Below are 18,889 nucleotides of genomic sequence, written 5' to 3'. Positions count from 1 at the left end.
CCGCCAGCTCATTGTGGACGAGCCGCGCACGGCTCGTCGGGTACATTTTGTGACAACGCTAGCTTAGCCCCAGCTCGCGCCATATCCGCAATACCTCCCGTCGCTCGCTGGCGAACTGGTCGCCGGCAATCACCCCGGCCTCGTTCTGCAAGGCCTGGCGGTGAGCCGCGGAGCGATAGGCCTTGTAGACCTCGCGCAGCAGACTGGCGTCGGTGGCGGGCATCAGCCCGACGTCCTCAAGACCTTCCAGAATGCGGATATTGTCGGTGTAGCGCAGCAATGACGGGTGCTCTTGCGACCACGCCAGGGCCGCGTATTGCACCATAAATTCGATGTCGACGATACCTCCGGCGTCCTGCTTGAGATCGAACGGCGCCGAGGCCTCGAAGGCATTTGCCGCGGTTCCGGCCGCGGTCGCCCTGGTCCCCAGGTTGTCGCGCATCTTGGCCCGCATCTCGCTGACCTCCTGCTGCAGCTTGGGTAAATCGCGGGCCTTGCCCAGCACCGCCGCGCGCACTTTCTCGAACGCCTGGCCGACATCCTGGCTGCCCACCAGCACCCGTGCGCGCACCAGCGCCTGATGCTCCCAGGTCCAGGCTTCGTTCTCCTGATAACGGGCGAACGCCCCCAGCGAACTCACCAGCAATCCCGATGCCCCGGACGGTCGCAGGCGCATGTCCACTTCGTACAGCTGGCCGGAGTTGGTCTGGGTGGTCAGCAGGTGAATAATCCGCTGGCCCAGGCGAGTGAAGAACTGCGCGCCGTCGATCGGTTTCGGCCCGTCGGTTTCCGCCTGTGGGTCGCCGTCGTGGATGAACACCAGGTCCAGGTCGGAACCATGCCCGAGCTCCAGGCCGCCGACTTTCCCATAACCGACAATAATGAAGCCGGGATCGCACACCGTACCGTCGCTGCGCTGCGGCGCGCCGTACTTGGCCACAGTCTGGCGCCAGGCCAGGGCCAGCACTTGTTCGAGGATCGCCTCGGCCAGCCAGGTCAGGTAATCGCTGACTTTCATCAACGGCAGGCTGCCGGCGATTTCCGAAGCCGCCACCCGCAGGCGGTGCGCCAGCTTGAAGTGGCGCAACGCTTCCATCTGCTGCTCCAGATCGTCCTCGGGGATGCGAGTCAGGCGTTCGCGCAATTCGGCGGCCAGCTCCGGCGCCAACGGCGGCTTGAACAACCGGCCTTCGTTGAGCAATTCGTCGAGCAGCAGCGGGAAGCGGGTGATCTGTTCGGCGATCCACGGGCTGGCCGCGCACAGGGTCAACAAGCGCCGCAGGGCCCCGGGGTTCTCGGTGAGCAGCACCAGATAGGCCGAGCGCCGCGCGACCGCTTCCACCAACGGCAACACGCGCTCCAGCACCAGGTCCGGGTTGGCATGCTCCACCGTCTGGGCCAGCAGGCGTGGAATAAAGGCATCGAGACGCTCGCGCCCCAGACGCTGCATGGCCCGCAATTGCGGGCTGCCACGCAGGCCGGCCAGCGCCCTGAGCGCCTTGGGCGCGTCGTTGAAACCGCCTTCCTGCAACTGCCGGCAGGCGGCCTCTTCGTCCTGGGCTTCCTCCCACAGCGGCAGCCATTCGCCGCCGACCACCACTTCGCACTCGCTGCCTTCGTCTTCGTCCGGGTCGGCGATCACCTGGCGGAAATGCCATTCCACCCGACCGCGCCAATACATCAATTGCTCGTGGAACGCCGCCCAGTCGGCAAACCCCAGCATGAAGGCGATGCGCGCCTGATCCTGCGGGTTGTCGGGGAGCATCTGCGTCTGCCGGTCGGCAATCGCCTGGATCGCATGCTCGGTGTAACGCAGGAATTCGTAGCCTTCGCGCAATTCGGCGATCACCGCCGGCGGCAGGTAACCCTGCCCTTCCAGGGTAGTCAGCACCTTTAATAGAGGCCGCTGTTGCAGGCTCAGGTCGCGCCCGCCGTGAATCAGCTGGAAGGCCTGGGCGATGAACTCGACTTCGCGAATCCCGCCGGAACCCAGTTTGATATTGTCGGCCATGCCCTTGCGTCGCACTTCCTGCTGGATCAGTTGCTTCATGGTGCGCAGCGCTTCGATCGCCGAGAAGTCCAGGTAACGCCGATAGACAAAAGGCCGCAGCATGTCGAGCAACTGCGTACCGGCCACCTGGTCGCCCGCCACCACCCGTGCCTTGATCATCGCGTAGCGCTCCCAGTCGCGCCCCTGATCCTGGTAGTACTGCTCCAGCGCATTGAAGCTGAGCACCAGGGCGCCCGCCGAGCCGTAGGGCCGCAGGCGCATGTCGACGCGAAACACGAAACCGTCAACGGTCATCGGGTCCAGCGCCTTGATCAGGCGCTGCCCCAGGCGGATGAAGAACTCCTGGTTGTCCAACGCGCGTTTCACCCCGACCGTCTCCCCGCCTTCGGGGTAGGCGAAGATCAGGTCGATGTCGGACGACAGGTTGAGTTCGACCGCGCCCAGCTTGCCCATGCCGAGAATGACCATTTGCTGCGGCTCGCCGCTGCGCCGCCCGGTGGGAACGCCGAACTGCTCGCAGTGGCGCTGGTACAGCCATCGATAGGCCTGGTCGATGCAGGCGTCGGCCATGTCCGAGAGGTCGCGGCAGGTCTGCACCAGATCCGCCTGGCGCGTCAGGTCGCGCCAGATGATCCGTACCTGATGACGGTTGCGCTGGCGCCGCAAGATCCGCCCCAGTTCGTCTTCGCTGGCCGCCTGCTGCACCGCGGCGGCGATCTGCGCACACAGCTCGCCCGCGCCGAAGCTGCGGTCGAGTTCGTCCTCGCGCACCAGCTCCAGCAACATCAAAGGGTCACGCAGGCTCTGTTCAATGAAAAAGTCGCTGGCGGCGCTGACCCGGGCGAACCCGGCCCAGCGCTCGGCGGTCCAGGCGCCCAGTCCGTGATCGTCCTCCAGGGCCGCCACCGCGCTACGGAACGACTGCTCCGAACGGCTGACAAAAGGCAGGAGAATCGCTGGGACTTCGGCAAGCGCGGGCAGGCTCATGGGCTATCCTTGATCGGCGTAGAAAGAGGCGGTCGGGGCAAATACTGCGGGCGTGGCCCTTGAAGGACTGTCGAACAAAAGTTAGAAATAGCTGAAATTTTTATTATTTTGGCAGCCAGCATCAAGTTCTTACTCATTGGTGTTGGAAATCGACCAACAGTAACGATTATTCTCACAACGCAGCGGGAGGCCACAAGCCAATCTTCTGTAGTTTTACTACTCGTCTATACATCCGAAAGGCTGAAATGGCCGACGATTTGTAGTAAAACTACACGCCGCCGTATCAACCCCCGGCAATCCAAGAATTTTATCGTCTGCCCACAAGGCCAGTCGCAAACTCAGGCAACCGATTCTGGAAGCCTTTCCGCCCTGGAGCAAGCCATGCAAGACCTCGATCCCGTCGAAACCCAGGAATGGCTGGACGCCCTGGAATCGGTTCTCGACAAAGAAGGCGAAGACCGTGCTCACTACCTGATGACCCGTATGGGCGAACTCGCGACCCGCAGCGGCTCGCAACTGCCCTACGCCATCACCACGCCTTACCGCAACACGATCCCCGTCACCCACGAAGCACGCATGCCTGGCGACCTGTTCATGGAACGCCGCATTCGCTCGTTGGTACGCTGGAACGCGATGGCCATGGTAATGCGTACGAACCTGAAAGATTCTGACCTGGGCGGTCACATCTCCAGCTTCGCTTCCAGCGCGACCCTGTATGACATCGGCTTCAACTACTTCTTCCAGGCCCCGACCGACGAACACGGCGGCGACCTGATCTACTTCCAGGGCCACACCTCGCCAGGCGTCTACGCCCGCGCCTTCATGGAAGGCCGCATCAGCGAAGACCAGATGAACAACTTCCGCCAGGAAGTCGATGGCACTGGCCTGTCGTCCTACCCGCACCCTTGGCTGATGCCCGATTTCTGGCAGTTCCCGACGGTGTCCATGGGCCTTGGCCCGATCCAGGCGATCTACCAGGCACGCTTCATGAAGTACCTGGAAGCCCGTGGCTTCATCCCGGAAGGCAAGCAGAAAGTCTGGTGTTTCCTGGGCGACGGCGAGTGCGACGAGCCGGAATCCCTGGGTGCGATCTCCCTGGCCGGCCGCGAGAAGCTGGACAACCTGATCTTCGTCATCAACTGCAACCTGCAGCGCCTCGACGGCCCGGTTCGCGGCAACGGCAAGATCATCCAGGAACTCGAAGGCGTGTTCCGCGGCGCCCAATGGAACGTGACCAAAGTCATCTGGGGCCGTTTCTGGGACCCGCTGCTGGCGAAAGACGTCGACGGCATCCTGCAACGCCGCATGGACGAAGTCATCGACGGCGAGTACCAGAACTACAAGGCCAAAGACGGCGCGTTCGTTCGCGAACACTTCTTCAACACGCCTGAACTCAAGGCGATGGTTGCCGATCTGTCCGACGACGAAATCTGGAAGCTCAACCGCGGCGGCCACGACCCGTACAAGGTCTATGCGGCCTACCACGAAGCGGTCAACCACAAAGAACAGCCGACCGTGATCCTGGCCAAGACCATCAAGGGTTATGGCACCGGCGCCGGCGAAGCGAAAAACACCGCGCACAACACCAAGAAAGTCGATGTCGACAGCCTGAAGTCGTTCCGCGATCGTTTCGACATCCCGGTCAAGGACGAAGAACTGGAAAACCTGCCGTTCTTCAAGCCTGAAGCCAACAGCGCCGAAGCCCGCTACCTGAGCGAGCGGCGTGCCGCGTTGGGCGGTTTCGTGCCGCAGCGCCGCGCCCAGAGCTTCAGCGTTCCGACCCCGTCGCTGGATACCCTCAAGGCTATCCTGGACGGCTCGGGCGACCGTGAAATCTCCACCACCATGGCCTTCGTGCGGATCCTCGCGCAGCTGGTCAAGGACAAGGAAATCGGCCCGCGCATCGTCCCGATCATCCCGGACGAAGCCCGTACCTTCGGTATGGAGGGCATGTTCCGCCAGTTGGGCATCTACTCGTCCGTCGGCCAGCTCTACGAGCCAGTCGATAAAGACCAGGTGATGTTCTACAAGGAAGACAAGAAGGGCCAGATCCTCGAAGAAGGCATCAACGAAGCGGGCGCCATGAGCTCCTTCATCGCCGCCGGCACTTCGTACTCCAGCCACAACCAGCCGATGCTGCCGTTCTACATCTTCTACTCGATGTTCGGCTTCCAGCGTATCGGCGACCTGGCCTGGGCCGCTGGCGACAGCCGCACCCGCGGCTTCCTGATCGGCGGTACCGCCGGCCGTACCACCCTCAACGGTGAAGGCCTGCAGCACGAAGACGGCCACAGCCACATCCTGGCCGCTACCATCCCGAACTGCCGCACCTTCGATCCAACCTACGGCTACGAGCTGGCGGTGATCATCCAGGACGGCATGAAGAAGATGACCGAAGAGCAACAGGACGTCTTCTACTACATCACCGTGATGAACGAGTCCTACCAGCAGCCAGCCATGCCGGCCGGCGCCGAGGAAGGCATCGTCAAGGGCATGTACCTGCTCGAGGAAGACACCCGCGAAGCGGCGCACCACGTACAGCTGATGGGCTCCGGCACCATCCTGCGCGAAGTCCGTGAAGCGGCGAAGATCCTGCGCGACGAATTCAACGTGGCGGCAGACGTATGGAGCGTGACCAGCTTCAACGAACTGCGCCGCGACGGCCTGGCAGTCGAGCGCAGCAACCGCCTGCACCCGGGCCAGAAGCCTAAGCTGAGCTACGTCGAAGAGTGCCTGAGCGGCCGTAAAGGTCCGGTCATCGCCTCTACCGACTACATGAAGCTGTTCGCCGAACAGATTCGTCAGTGGGTCCCGTCCAAGGAATTCAAAGTCCTGGGCACCGACGGTTTCGGCCGCAGTGACAGCCGCAAGAAGCTGCGTCACTTCTTCGAAGTCGACCGTCATTTCGTGGTGTTGGCAGCCCTGGAAGCCTTGGCTGACCGTGGTGACATCGAACCTAAGGTCGTGGCCGAAGCCATCACCAAGTTCGGTATCAACCCGGAAAAACGCAACCCACTGGACTGCTGAGGAGATTTTTTGTGAGCGAACTCATTCGCGTACCTGACATCGGCAGCGGTGAAGGTGAAGTAATCGAGCTGTTTGTGAAGGTCGGCGACCGTATCGAAGCCGACCAGAGCATCCTGACGCTGGAGTCGGACAAGGCCAGCATGGAAGTTCCGGCCCCCAAGGCCGGCATCATCAAGAGCCTGAAAGTGAAGCTGGGCGATCGCCTGAAAGAAGGCGACGAGCTGCTGGAACTGGAAGTCGAGGGTGCCGCTGCCGCGGCCCCGGCTGCTGCTCCTGCCGCAAAAGCTGAAGCCAAACCGGCTGCTGCTCCTGCTGCAGCGCCAGCCGCAGCCGCAGCCCCTGCTGCCGCTTCGGTTCAGCAAGTGCACGTGCCGGACATCGGTTCGTCGGGCAAGGCGCAGATCATCGAGATCCAGGTCAAGGTCGGCGACAAGGTCGAGGCTGATCAATCGCTGATCACCCTGGAATCCGACAAGGCAAGCATGGAAATCCCGTCGCCTGCCGCTGGCGTGGTCAAGGCCATCAGCGTCAAGCTCAACGACGAAGTCGGCACCGGCGACCTGATCCTGGACCTGGAAGTGGCGGGTGCTGCCGCTCCTGCTGCTGCCGCGCCAGCCCAGGCTGCTGCTCCGGCCGCTGCCGCTGCGCCTGCTCCTGCAGCAGCCCCGGCCGCTCCAGTGGCTGACAGTGTTCAGGACATCCACGTTCCGGACATCGGTTCGGCCGGCAAGGCCAAGATCATCGAAGTGCTGGTCAAGGCTGGCGACAGCGTTGAAGCCGACCAGTCGCTGATCACCCTGGAATCCGACAAGGCCAGCATGGAAATCCCATCGCCGGCCGCCGGCGTGGTGGAAAGCGTTTCGATCAAGCTGGACGACGAAGTCGGCACCGGCGACCTGATCCTCAAGCTGAAGGTCAAAGGCGCCGCTCCAGCAGCCGCTCCAGCGCCCGCCGCAGCCCCGGCTGCCGCCGCCAAGCCTGAAGCCGCACCGGCCGCCGCCGCGCCAGTCGCAGCACCTGCCGCAGCCCCGGCCCCAGCGGGCGCGAAAGTTCACGCCGGCCCTGCCGTGCGTCAACTGGCGCGCGAGTTCGGCGTCGAGCTGAGCGCGGTGAGCCCGAGTGGTCCGCACGGTCGCATCCTGAAGGAAGACGTACAGGTTTACGTCAAGGCCATGATGCAGAAAGCCAAGGAAGCCCCGGCAGCAGCGGCCGGCGCAACCGGCGGCGCAGGCATCCCGCCGATTCCGGTGGTGGACTTCAGCCGCTTCGGCGAGACCGAAGAAGTGCCGATGACCCGCCTGATGCAGGCTGGCGCATCGAACCTGCATCGCAGCTGGCTGAACGTGCCTCACGTCACCCAGTTCGATTCGGCCGACATCACCGAGCTGGAAGCCTTCCGGATCGCTCAGAAAGCCGTGGCGGAAAAGGCCGGCGTCAAGCTGACCATCCTGCCGCTGCTGCTGAAATCCTGCGCGCACCTGCTCAAGGAACTGCCGGACTTCAACAGCTCGCTGGCGCCTAGCGGCAAAGCGATCATCCGCAAGAAGTACGTGAACATCGGCTTCGCGGTCGACACCCCGGACGGCCTGCTGGTACCGGTGATCAAGAACGTCGATCAGAAGAGCCTGCTGCAACTGGCTGCCGAAGCCGCTTCCCTGGCCGAGAAAGCCCGGACCAAGAAGCTCTCGGCCGACGACATGCAGGGCGCCTGCTTCACCATTTCCAGCCTCGGGCACATTGGCGGCACCGGTTTCACGCCGATCGTCAATGCACCGGAAGTGGCGATCCTCGGCGTTTCCAAGGCAACCATCCAGCCCGTCTGGGACGGCAAAGCCTTCCAGCCGAAACTGATGCTGCCGCTGTCGCTGTCCTACGATCACCGAGTGATCAATGGCGCCGCTGCCGCACGCTTCACCAAGCGTCTGAGCGATCTGCTGGCGGATATCCGCACCATTCTGCTGTAACTCGCCGGCCGGCTCCCTGGTCATCAGGGAGCCGGTCGCCGCACCTTTTCGAGCGCCACGCTCGTACCTCAACCCCGCCAATTTGGCGGGGCTTTTTTTAGCGAAAAATGGCCCCGACCCACCGCTAACGCCCGGCAAAATACCGGCAACTATTAGTTTTCAGAAATCCGCCGCGCTGCCGATAGATTCTTATAGCACTTAGCCTTCATCTCACTTGTCAGCCAGTGCCGCATGATGCAACCTTGCCGCAGGCAACAGTAAAGAGGGCGCGAGCCCGGCGCGATCTGCATTTACCAAGCGAGTTTCCCCATGAAAAGCCAACCCGATGCCGCCAGCCGTATGGTGGCCGAGGTAGTGACGCAGTTGCCCGTGCCCTCGCGGCTCGGCATGCTGCGTTTCGAACGGCTGAATGAAGCTAGCTGGGCCCTGCTGTTTCTCGATCCCAACTGCGAACGTCAGTTCGGCCTGCCTGCCGTCGAGCTCTGCGCCCTGGTCGGCTCGCCCTACGCCAGCCTGATGGAACCGGAAGCCCGCTATCAGTTGCACGATACGATCCAGCAGCAACTGACCCACGGTCCGCATTACCTGATCCGCTACACCTTGCACACCGCCAAGGGCCCGCTCAGCCTGCTGGAGCTCGGCGAAGCCTACAAACAGCACAATCGACATCTGCTGCGCGGCTACTTCCTGGTCGTCGACGGCCTGTTCGAAAACGATCCGCAGCTCCCCGCGCTCGACCTGGAAACCCAGAACAGCCGCCTGCAGATTGCCCTGGAACTCAACCAGCGTGCCCAGCAGGAACAACTCCAGCACCTCGAACGGGTGCGCGCCCAGCAAGACCTCATCCTGCTCCTGGCCCGCCAGCGCTACAGCACCAACAACCCCCTGCTGGAAGCCGCCGAGCTGATCACTCGCAGCGCCTGCGATATCTACGAAATCGACTACGCCAGCATTTGGAACCTCGAAGGCCAGCTGCTGGTGCCCATCTGCGCCTACCACCGCGACCTGCAGCAATACCTGCTGCCGGAAGCGATCGACGCCAGCGATTTCCCCGACTACCTCGAAGCCCTGCACACCAGCCGCGCCATCGACGCGCACAACGCCATGCGCGACCCGCGCACCCGGGAAATGGCCGAGAGCCTGCGCCCACGCAATATCAACGCGATGCTCGACGCCAGCATCCGTATCGACGGCCAGGTGGTCGGCGTGCTGTGCCTGGAACAAGTGGGCACCACCCGCGCCTGGCAATCCGACGAGATCGCCTTTGCCGGCGAGCTGGCAGACCAGTTCGCCCAGGTCATCAACAACCACAACCGGCGCACCGCCACCAGCGCCCTGCACCTGTTCCAGCGGGCGGTCGAGCAGAGCGCCAACGCCTTTCTGCTGGTCAACTGCGACGGCGTGGTGGAGTACGTCAACCCGAGCTTCACCGCGATCACCCAGTACAGCACCGAAGAAGTCCACGGCCATCGGCTGGCGGAACTGCCGGCCCTGGAAAACCTCAGCGAATTGCTATTCGACGCGCCCTCCAGCCTGGCCAAGAGCAACAGCTGGCAGGGCGAGTTCAAGAGCCGACGCAAGAACCTGGAGCCGTACTGGGGCCAGCTGTCGATCTCCAAGGTCTACGGCGACAACCGCGAACTGACCCACTACATCGGCATCTACGAAGACATCACCCAGACCAAGCTCGCCCAGCAACGCATCGAGCGCCTGGCCTACACCGACAACCTGACCAACCTGGGCAACCGCCCGGCGTTCATCCGCAACCTCGACGAGCGCTTCGCCCGCGACAGCGACAGCCCCATCAGCCTGCTGCTGGTGGACATCGACAATTTCAAGCGGATCAACGACAGCCTCGGCCACCAGACCGGCGACAAGCTGCTGATCAGCCTGGCCCGGCGCCTGCGCAACAGCCTGAGCCCGAGCGGCAGCCTGGCGCGCTTCGCCAGCAACGAGTTCGCCGTGCTGCTGGACGACACCGATCTGGAGGCCGGCCAACAGATCGCCAGCCAGTTGCTGATGACCCTCGACAAGCCGATGTTCGTCGACAACCAGTTGATCAGCGTCACCGGCTCCGTGGGCCTGGCCAGCGCGCCGTTGCACGGGCGCGACCCGCAGACCCTGATGCGCAACGCCGGCCTGGCGCTGCACAAGGCCAAGGCCAACGGCAAACACCAGGTCCAGGTGTTCACCGAGGCCCTGAACGCCGAGGCCAGCTACAAGCTGTTCGTGGAAAACAACCTGCGCCGCGCCCTGACCCAGAACGAGCTGGAGGTGTTCTACCAGCCCAAGCTGTGCCTGCGTAGCGGGCGCCTGCTGGGCATGGAAGCGCTGCTGCGCTGGAACCATCCGGAAAAGGGCATGATCCGCCCCGACCAGTTCATCAGCGTCGCCGAAGAGACCGGCCTGATCATCCCGATCGGCAAATGGATCGCGCGCCAGGCCTGCCGCATGAGCAAGCGCTTGACCGCCGCCGGCCTGGGCAACTTGCAAGTGGCGATCAACCTGTCGCCCAAGCAGTTTTCCGACCCGGACCTGGTGGCGTCCATCTCCACCATCCTCAAGGAAGAACAACTGCACGCCTCGCTGCTGGAGCTGGAGCTGACCGAAGGCCTGCTGCTGGAAGCCACCGAAGACACCCACCAGCAACTCGACCAGCTGAAAAAGCTCGGCCTGACCCTGGCCATGGACGACTTCGGTACCGGCTATTCGTCGCTCAGTTACTTGAAGAAATTCCCGATCGACATCATCAAGATCGATCGCAGCTTCATCCATGAAATCCCCGCCAACCAGGACGACATGGAAATCACCTCGGCGGTGATCGCCATGGCCCATAACCTGAAGATCCAGGTGGTCGCCGAAGGTATCGAAACCGCGGAGCAGCTGTCTTTCCTGCGCCGCCACCGCTGCGATGTCGGCCAGGGCTACCTGTTCGACCGGCCGATCCCCGGCTCGGATCTGATCGACAAGCTCAAACGCTATCCCCGCGGCCCAATCGCCTGACAGCGCTGTAACACTCGGGCAAACTGCAGGTCTATCTCCTTACTGAATCCCCAACCTGACTGAGAGGACTGATCATGGTTCTGCGCTCGGAAATTCTGGTGAACAAAAACGTGCTACCGACCAAAGAACAAGCTCTGCCTGGCCGCGAAACCCCGATGGCCCTGCCTGAAAGGCACTTTGTCTTCGAAGAAACCCCGCTGCTGGGCCCATTCTTCCAGGACGTCGACTTCGCGATCTTCGGCCTGGGCTGCTTCTGGGGCGCCGAACGTCGCTTCTGGCAGCGCGAGGGCGTGGTCAGCACCGTGGTCGGTTACGCCGGTGGCTTCACGCCGAACCCGACGTATGAAGAGGTCTGCTCGGGGCTGACCGGCCACACCGAAGTGGTGCTGGTGGTGTATGACAAGGCCAAGGTCAGCTACAAAGAACTGCTGGCAATGTTCTGGGAACTGCACAACCCGACCCAGGGCATGCGCCAGGGTAACGACATCGGCACCCAGTACCGCTCGGTGATCTACGCCACCACCCCGGAGCAACTGGACGCGGCCCTGAAAAGCAAAGCGACCTATCAGGCCGAGCTGTCGAAGGCCGGCCTGGGCGAAATCAGCACTGAAATCGAACAGGCGCCGACCGTGTATTTCGCCGAGGCGTACCACCAGCAATACCTGGCGAAGAACCCCGAAGGCTATTGCGGGATCGGCGGCACGGGCGTGACCTGTCCGATTTGAAAACAGCTGCAAGCCTCTAGCTGCAAGCTGCAAGCGATCCCGCTTCAGCTTGCGGCTTGTAGCTTGCAGCTCGCCACTGCTATTCGGCGATCAGCCAGTCCATCTGCCAGCCGCCCTGGGTCTGCCCCAGTTTCTGCGACAGCCACGGCAGCAGCTCGCGCAACTCTTCCTCCAGGCCCCACGGCGGGTTGGCGATCGCCAGGCCCGAGCCGTTCAGGCTGTTCGGCGTGTCCAACGGATGCACCAGCAACTCCACGCGCAGCAGCTTCGGCGCGCCGGTGCCGGCCAGGTCCTGATAGAAACGGCGCAGCGCGCGCTGGTCCTTCACCGGGTACCAGATGGCCGCCACGGTCTGGCGCATGCGGCCGATGGCTTCCTTGAGCGATGCGGCGCAACGCTGCATCTCGTCGAGCTGCTCGAACGGCGGGTCGATCAACATCACCGCGCGCTTCTCGGCCACCGGCAGCAGCGCCCGCGCCACATGCCAGCCCTCGCCCAGGTGCACCGCCACCCGGCGGTCGCCCTTCATGTTGTCCTTGAGCAGCACGCCGTCTTCAGGGTGCTTTTCGTTGAGCAGCACCCGGTCCTGGGAGCGGGTCAGGCGCCTCGCCAGCTCGGGCGAACCGGGGTAGTAACGCAGTTCGCCGTCGGGGTTCATCTTGTGCAGCACCGCCATGTAGTCGGCGGTCAACGCCGGCAGGTCCTGCTCGCCCCACAGGCGCGCGATGCCTTCCAGGTACTCGCCGGTACGGTTGGCCTGATCGCCCTGAAGGTCGTACAGGCCGATGCCGGCATGGCTGTCGAGGTAGGCGAACGGCTGCTCCTTGCGCGACATCAGGGCGATGAGGCGGGTCAGGGTCAGGTGTTTGAAGACGTCGGCGTGGTTACCGGCGTGGAAGGCGTGACGATAGTTCATGGTTGCTCCTGCGCAGGGGGCGAAGTTTACCCTGTGCCATCGCCCGCGTCAGGTCGCGCCGGGCACATGCCTGGCCGGCACCCGCCCACAAAAAAGCCCGCATCCCAGGGAATGCGGGCTTTTATCGTCACGGCGGGGTCGCCGCGTCAGCGACTGCCGATCAGTGGTTGAGCTTGTAGTCTTGCTCGGCCGCTTCGAAACGCTGGACCATGCCGGCGCTCGGCGCGCTCATCTTGCTCACCAGCACGATGGCCACGCTGGCGAAGATAAAGCCCGGGATGATTTCGTACAGGCCCAGCAGATTGAAGTGCTTCCACAGCACCACGGTCAGGGCGCCGACGATGATCCCGGCCAGCGCGCCGTCGCGGGTCATGCCTTTCCACAGTACCGAGATCAGCACCACAGGGCCGAAGGCCGCGCCAAAACCGGCCCAGGCGTAGCTGACCAGGCCCAGTACGCGGTTTTCCGGGTTGGCGGCCATGGCGATGGCGACCAGGGCCACCACCAGCACCATGGCGCGACCGATCCACACCAGCTCCAGCTGGGAGGCGTTCTTGCGCAGGAAGGCTTTATAGAAGTCTTCGGTCAGGGCACTGGAGCACACCAGCAGTTGGCAGCTCAGGGTGCTCATGACCGCCGCCAGGATGGCCGACAGCAGCACACCGGCGATCCACGGGTTGAACAGCAACTTGGCCAGTTCGATGAACACACGCTCGTGGTTCTCGGTCACGGGACCGGCGACTTCCGGGTGCGCCGAGAAGTAAGCGATGCCGAAGAAGCCCACCGCCACGGTGCCGCCCAGGCACAGGATCATCCAGGTCATGGAGATGCGACGGGCGTTGGCGATCGACTTGACCGAATCCGCGGCCATGAAACGCGCCAGGATGTGCGGCTGGCCGAAGTAGCCCAGGCCCCAGCCCATCAGCGAAATGATGCCGATGAAGGTGGTGTTCTTGAGCATGTCGAAGTTGCTCGGGTCCTGCGCTTCGATAGCCAGGAAGGTGGTGTCGACGCCACCGGTGGCCAGCAGCACGATGATCGGCGTCAGCAGCAGGGCGAAGATCATCAGCGTGGCTTGCACGGTGTCGGTCCAGCTCACCGCCAGGAAACCGCCGACGAAGGTGTAGGCGATGGTCGCCGCGGCGCCGGCCCACAGCGCGGTCTCGTAGGACATGCCGAAGGTGCTTTCGAACAGACGGGCACCAGCGACGATGCCGGAAGCGCAGTAAATGGTGAAGAACACCAGGATCACGATCGCGGAGATGATCCGCAGCAGCCCGCTCTTGTCCTCGAAGCGGCTGGAGAAATAGTCCGGCAGCGTCAATGCATCGCCGTTGTGTTCGGTTTGTACTCGCAGGCGACCGGCGACGAACAGCCAGTTCAGGTAGGCACCGACGATCAGGCCGATGGCGATCCAGCTCTCGGACAGGCCGGACATGTAGATGGCGCCCGGCAGGCCCATCAACAACCAGCCGCTCATGTCGGAAGCGCCGGCGGAAAGCGCGGTCACCACGCTACCGAGGCTGCGGCCGCCCAGGATGTAGTCGGAAAGGTTGTTGGTCGAGCGATAGGCCATGAAGCCGATCAGCACCATAGCTGCGATGTAGATCACGAACGTGATCAAGGTTGGATTGCTTGCACTCATTGAGTTACGCCCTGGCTTTGTTTTTATGTAGCGGCGGTCAGTACCACCGCTCTGCAAACGCTTACGTTTGAAAGACGACTCGGTACTCCGCGCATTTATGACTGATGTTTCCCCAGGAAAGCCATCAGCCGATGAACCGGCTCGAGAACCGGTTGCACCTTGGGCGCGAATGCTATTCAACAACTCAAAGAAGGTGCAACCTGTTTTGTGCGAATAAGTTGCACCTAGTCTGTTTTTCCGGCGAACGCGGCTTTTTTGCTCCTTTTGGGAGCAAAAAACCGCAGCGCCAGAATTAAAAGCACCAAGCAGAGGCGCTGCCAGACAACCGGAATTTAATTCCTGATGAGCTGCCTATTATTCCGATAAAAAACCGGTTGCACCCGGTTGCACCTCTTTCGGCGCGCGGCTAATCTTGCCGCCAGCTGATGCCACGCGACCGTGGCAAACATGAGGATAAAAATATGGCTACCACCACCCTTGGGGTCAAACTCGACGACCCGACCCGCGAACGCCTGAAGGCCGCCGCAACCTCGATCGATCGCACGCCGCACTGGCTGATCAAGCAGGCAATTTTCAATTACCTGGAAAAACTCGAGGGTGGTGCAACCCTGACCGAGCTGAGCGGTGCGACCCGCGCCGACAGCGACGACGCCGGCGAAGTGCAGACCGACCACGCCCACCAGTGCTTCCTCGAATTCGCCGAAAGCATCCTGCCGCAATCGGTACTGCGCGCCTCCATCACCGCCGCCTACCGCCGTCCGGAACCGGAAGTGGTGCCGATGCTGCTGGAGCAGGCACGCCTGCCAGCCGCCATGGCCGAAGCCACCAACAAGCTGGCCGCCGGTATCGCCGAGAAGCTGCGCAACCAGAAGAGCGCCGGCGGCCGCGCCGGTATCGTCCAGGGCCTGCTGCAGGAGTTCTCCCTGTCGTCCCAGGAAGGCGTGGCGCTGATGTGCCTGGCCGAAGCGCTGCTGCGCATCCCGGACAAAGGCACTCGCGACGCACTGATCCGCGACAAGATCAGCACCGGCAACTGGCAGCCGCACCTGGGCAACAGCCCGTCACTGTTCGTCAACGCCGCCACCTGGGGCCTGCTGCTCACCGGCAAGCTGGTGTCGACCCACAACGAAGCCGGCCTGACCTCGTCCCTGAGCCGCATCATCGGCAAGAGCGGCGAGCCGATGATCCGCAAGGGCGTCGACATGGCCATGCGCCTGATGGGCGAGCAGTTCGTCACCGGCGAAACCATCGCCGAAGCCCTGGCCAACGCCAGCAAGTTCGAAGCCAAGGGCTTCCGCTACTCCTACGACATGCTCGGCGAAGCGGCGCTGACCGAGCACGACGCGCAGAAATACCTGGCGTCCTACGAGCAGGCCATCCACTCGATCGGCAAGGCCTCCCACGGCCGCGGCATCTATGAAGGCCCGGGCATCTCGATCAAGCTCTCGGCCCTGCACCCGCGCTACAGCCGCGCCCAGTACGAACGCGTGATGGACGAGCTGTACCCGCGCCTGCTGTCGCTGACCCTGCTGGCCAAGCAATACGACATCGGCCTGAACATCGACGCCGAGGAAGCCGACCGCCTGGAGCTGTCCCTGGACCTGCTCGAGCGCCTGTGCTTCGAGCCGCAGCTGACCGGCTGGAACGGCATCGGCTTCGTGATCCAGGCCTACCAGAAGCGTTGCCCGTATGTGATCGACTACGTGATCGACCTGGCGCGCCGCAGCCGTCACCGCCTGATGATCCGCCTGGTGAAAGGCGCCTACTGGGACAGCGAAATCAAGCGCGCCCAGGTCGAGGGCCTGGAAGGCTATCCGGTCTACACCCGCAAGGTGTACACCGACGTGTCCTACATTGCCTGCGCCCGCAAACTGCTGTCGGTGCCGGAAGTCATCTACCCGCAGTTCGCCACCCACAACGCCCACACCCTGTCGGCCATCTACCACATCGCCGGTCAGAACTATTACCCGGGCCAGTACGAGTTCCAGTGCCTGCACGGCATGGGCGAACCGCTGTACGAACAGGTTGTAGGCAAGGTCGCCGAAGGCAAGTTGAACCGTCCGTGCCGCGTCTACGCGCCGGTCGGCACCCACGAAACCCTGCTGGCCTACCTGGTTCGCCGCCTGCTGGAAAACGGCGCCAACACCTCGTTCGTCAACCGCATCGCCGACCAGTCGATCTCCATCCAGGAACTGGTGGCCGACCCGGTCAGCCAGATCGAGCAGATGGCCACCCTGGAAGGCGGCTTCGGCCTGCCGCACCCGCGCATTCCATTGCCGCGCGATTTGTACGGCAGCGAGCGCGCCAACTCCGCCGGCATCGACATGGCCAACGAACACCGCCTGGCGTCGTTGTCCTGCGCACTGCTGGCCACCGCCCACAACAACTGGAAAGCCGCGCCGATGCTCGGCTGTGCTTCCAGCAGCGAGACCCCGGCCCCCGTGCTGAACCCGTCCGACCATCGCGATGTGGTCGGCCACGTGCAAGAGGCCACGGTCGAAGATGTCGACAATGCCATCCAGTGCGCGCTGAACGCCGCGCCGATCTGGCAGGCCACGCCGCCGGCCGAGCGCGCCGCGATCCTCGAACGCGCCGCCGACCTGATGGAAGGCGAGATCCAGCCGCTGATGGGCCTGCTGGCCCGCGAAGCCGGCAAGACCTTCGCCAACGCCATCGCCGAGGTGCGCGAGGCCGTGGACTTCCTGCGCTACTACGCTGTGCAGGCGCGCAACGATTTCAGCAACGACGCCCACCGCCCGCTGGGCCCGGTGGTCTGCATCAGCCCGTGGAACTTCCCGCTGGCGATCTTCAGCGGCCAGGTCGCCGCCGCGTTGGCCGCCGGTAACCCGGTACTGGCCAAGCCGGCCGAACAGACGCCGCTGGTGGCCGCGCAAGCCGTGCGCCTGATGCTCGAGGCCGGCATCCCCGAAGGCGTGCTGCAACTGCTGCCGGGCCGCGGCGAAACCGTCGGCGCGCGCCTGGTCGGCGACGATCGGGTCAAGGGCGTGATGTTCACCGGCTCCACCGAAGTCGCGCGCCTGCTGCAACGCAACGTCGCCGGCCGCCTGGATGCCCAGGGCCGGCCGATCCCGCTGATCGCCGAAACCGGCGGCCAGAACGCGATGATCGTCGACTCCTCGGCGCTCACCGAACAAGTGGTGATCGACGTCGTGTCCTCGGCCTTCGACAGCGCCGGCCAGCGCTGCTCGGCCCTGCGCGTGCTGTGCCTGCAAGAAGATTCCGCCGACCGCGTGATCGAAATGCTCAAGGGCGCCATGGCCGAAAGCCGCCTGGGCAACCCGGAGCGCCTGTCGGTGGACATCGGCCCGGTGATCGACGCCGAGGCCAAGGCCGGCATCGAGAAACATATCCAGGCCATGCGCGACAAAGGCCGCAACGTGTATCAGGTGGCGATCGCCGACGGCGAGGAAATCAAGCGCGGCACCTTCGTCATGCCGACCCTGATCGAGCTGGAAAGCTTCGACGAGCTGCAACGCGAAATCTTCGGTCCGGTGCTGCACGTGGTGCGCTACAAGCGCAAGGACATCGACCAGCTGATCGCGCAGATCAACGCCTCCGGCTATGGCCTGACCCTGGGCGTGCACACCCGCATCGACGAGACCATCGCCAAGGTGATCGACAACGTCAACGCCGGTAACGTCTACGTCAACCGCAACATCGTCGGCGCCGTGGTCGGCGTGCAGCCGTTCGGCGGCGAAGGCCTGTCGGGCACCGGCCCGAAAGCCGGCGGCCCGCTGTACCTGTACCGCCTGCTGTCGACCCGTCCGAGCGATGCCATCGAGCAGTCCTTCGCCCGTGGCGACGCGCTGAACGCCCCGGACGTGCGCCTGCGCGACGCAATGAGCAAGCCGCTCGGCGCCCTGCGAGCCTGGGCCGAGAGCAACAAGCTGACGGACCTCGGCGCCCTGTGCAGCCAGTTCGCCGCGCAATCGCAGAGCGGTGTCAGCCGCGTACTGGCCGGCCCGACCGGCGAGCGCAACAGCTACACCATCCTGCCGCGCGAACACGTGCTGTGCCTGGCGGAAGTCGAAGGCGACCTGCTGGCCCAGTTGGCGGCCGTGCTGGCCGTCGGCGGTTCGGCGGTATGGCCGGAAGGCGAGCCGGGCAAGACGCTGTATGCCCGCCTGCCGAAAGACGTACAGGCGCGCATCCAGCGTGTGGCCGACTGGACCAAGGACGAGGTGGTGTTCGACGCTGTCCTGCACCACGGCGACTCCGACCAGCTGCGCGCGGTCTGCCAGCAAGTGGCCAAGCGCGCCGGCGCCATCGTCGGCGTGCACGGCCTGTCGCAAGGCGAAACCGCGATTGCCCTGGAGCGCCTGGTGATCGAGCGCGCCTTGAGCGTCAACACCGCGGCGGCCGGCGGCAACGCCAGCCTGATGACCATCGGCTAAGCCGGCGGTAGCGGTACACGAAGGGCGCCCTCATCGGCGCCCTTTTTCATGCCGCCCCATTTCTGCGCCTGATAAATCGCCATCGCGGGCAAGCCTCGCTCCTACAGGATTACGCGATACCTGTAGGAGCGAGGCTTGCCCGCGAAGCGTTGTGACTGACACACCTCTGCCCCTCGTTTGGCGCCTTTATCACCGC

The 18,889-nt window shown here is 63.7% G+C and carries 8 protein-coding genes; 5 read left to right on the top strand and 3 right to left on the bottom strand.

What is annotated here, in order from left to right:
- Positions 1-58: 58 nt before the first annotated feature.
- Positions 59-2,998 (bottom strand): bifunctional [glutamate--ammonia ligase]-adenylyl-L-tyrosine phosphorylase/[glutamate--ammonia-ligase] adenylyltransferase, encoded by a 2,940-nt coding sequence (gene glnE / locus BTN82_RS02125; RefSeq protein WP_075117537.1) that lies wholly within the window; start codon positions 2,996-2,998, stop codon positions 59-61.
- A gap of 381 nt (positions 2,999-3,379) precedes the next feature.
- Here glnE and aceE point away from each other — a divergent pair, with 381 nt between their 5' ends.
- The 4 genes from aceE to msrA all read left to right on the top strand — a co-directional run bounded on the left by aceE (position 3,380) and on the right by msrA (position 11,717).
- Entirely contained in the window at positions 3,380-6,025 is a 2,646-nt protein-coding gene (gene aceE, locus BTN82_RS02120) for a pyruvate dehydrogenase (acetyl-transferring), homodimeric type (protein WP_075117536.1), read from the top strand.
- Between the two features lie 11 nt (positions 6,026-6,036).
- Positions 6,037-7,989: a dihydrolipoyllysine-residue acetyltransferase gene (gene aceF / locus BTN82_RS02115; RefSeq protein WP_075117535.1), complete on the top strand. Its 1,953-nt coding sequence runs from the start codon at positions 6,037-6,039 to the stop codon at positions 7,987-7,989.
- 309 nt (positions 7,990-8,298) lie between these two features.
- Complete coding sequence (locus BTN82_RS02110) at positions 8,299-10,992, top strand: putative bifunctional diguanylate cyclase/phosphodiesterase (RefSeq protein ID WP_075117534.1); 2,694 nt, start codon at positions 8,299-8,301, stop codon at positions 10,990-10,992.
- A 74-nt stretch (positions 10,993-11,066) separates the two neighbouring features.
- On the top strand, positions 11,067-11,717 hold the full coding sequence (gene msrA / locus BTN82_RS02105; protein WP_075117533.1) for a peptide-methionine (S)-S-oxide reductase MsrA: 651 nt from the start codon (positions 11,067-11,069) through the stop codon (positions 11,715-11,717).
- Between the two features lie 79 nt (positions 11,718-11,796).
- Here msrA and BTN82_RS02100 read toward each other — a convergent pair whose 3' ends face one another.
- Positions 11,797-12,633, bottom strand: a complete 837-nt coding sequence (locus tag BTN82_RS02100; protein ID WP_075117532.1) for a 23S rRNA (adenine(2030)-N(6))-methyltransferase RlmJ — start codon at positions 12,631-12,633, stop codon at positions 11,797-11,799.
- Between the two features lie 160 nt (positions 12,634-12,793).
- The gene (gene putP / locus BTN82_RS02095; protein WP_075117531.1) at positions 12,794-14,278 is read right to left on the bottom strand and encodes a sodium/proline symporter PutP; all 1,485 of its coding nucleotides are present in this window, start codon (positions 14,276-14,278) and stop codon (positions 12,794-12,796) included.
- A gap of 461 nt (positions 14,279-14,739) precedes the next feature.
- Between putP and putA the strand changes: the two genes are divergently transcribed.
- Positions 14,740-18,693 (top strand): trifunctional transcriptional regulator/proline dehydrogenase/L-glutamate gamma-semialdehyde dehydrogenase, encoded by a 3,954-nt coding sequence (putA, locus tag BTN82_RS02090; RefSeq protein WP_075117530.1) that lies wholly within the window; start codon positions 14,740-14,742, stop codon positions 18,691-18,693.
- Positions 18,694-18,889: the final 196 nt, after the last annotated feature.

This window comes from Pseudomonas chlororaphis (genome assembly GCF_001921865.1).
In the GTDB taxonomy this organism is placed as follows: domain Bacteria; phylum Pseudomonadota; class Gammaproteobacteria; order Pseudomonadales; family Pseudomonadaceae; genus Aquipseudomonas; species Aquipseudomonas chlororaphis_D.
The sequence above is the reverse complement of the archived record's forward strand: the minus strand, read 5'-3'. Positions and strand labels throughout refer to the sequence as shown.

Excerpts from the sequence above, each read along its gene's own strand:
- glnE (WP_075117537.1), bottom strand. The coding sequence starts at position 2,998 with ATGAGCCTGCCCGCGCTTGCCGAAGTCCCAGCGATTCTCCTGCCTTTT.
- aceE (WP_075117536.1), top strand. The coding sequence starts at position 3,380 with ATGCAAGACCTCGATCCCGTCGAAACCCAGGAATGGCTGGACGCCCTG.
- BTN82_RS02110 (WP_075117534.1), top strand. The coding sequence starts at position 8,299 with ATGAAAAGCCAACCCGATGCCGCCAGCCGTATGGTGGCCGAGGTAGTG.
- msrA (WP_075117533.1), top strand. The coding sequence starts at position 11,067 with ATGGTTCTGCGCTCGGAAATTCTGGTGAACAAAAACGTGCTACCGACC.
- BTN82_RS02100 (WP_075117532.1), bottom strand. The coding sequence starts at position 12,633 with ATGAACTATCGTCACGCCTTCCACGCCGGTAACCACGCCGACGTCTTC.
- putP (WP_075117531.1), bottom strand. The coding sequence starts at position 14,278 with ATGAGTGCAAGCAATCCAACCTTGATCACGTTCGTGATCTACATCGCA.
- putA (WP_075117530.1), top strand. The coding sequence starts at position 14,740 with ATGGCTACCACCACCCTTGGGGTCAAACTCGACGACCCGACCCGCGAA.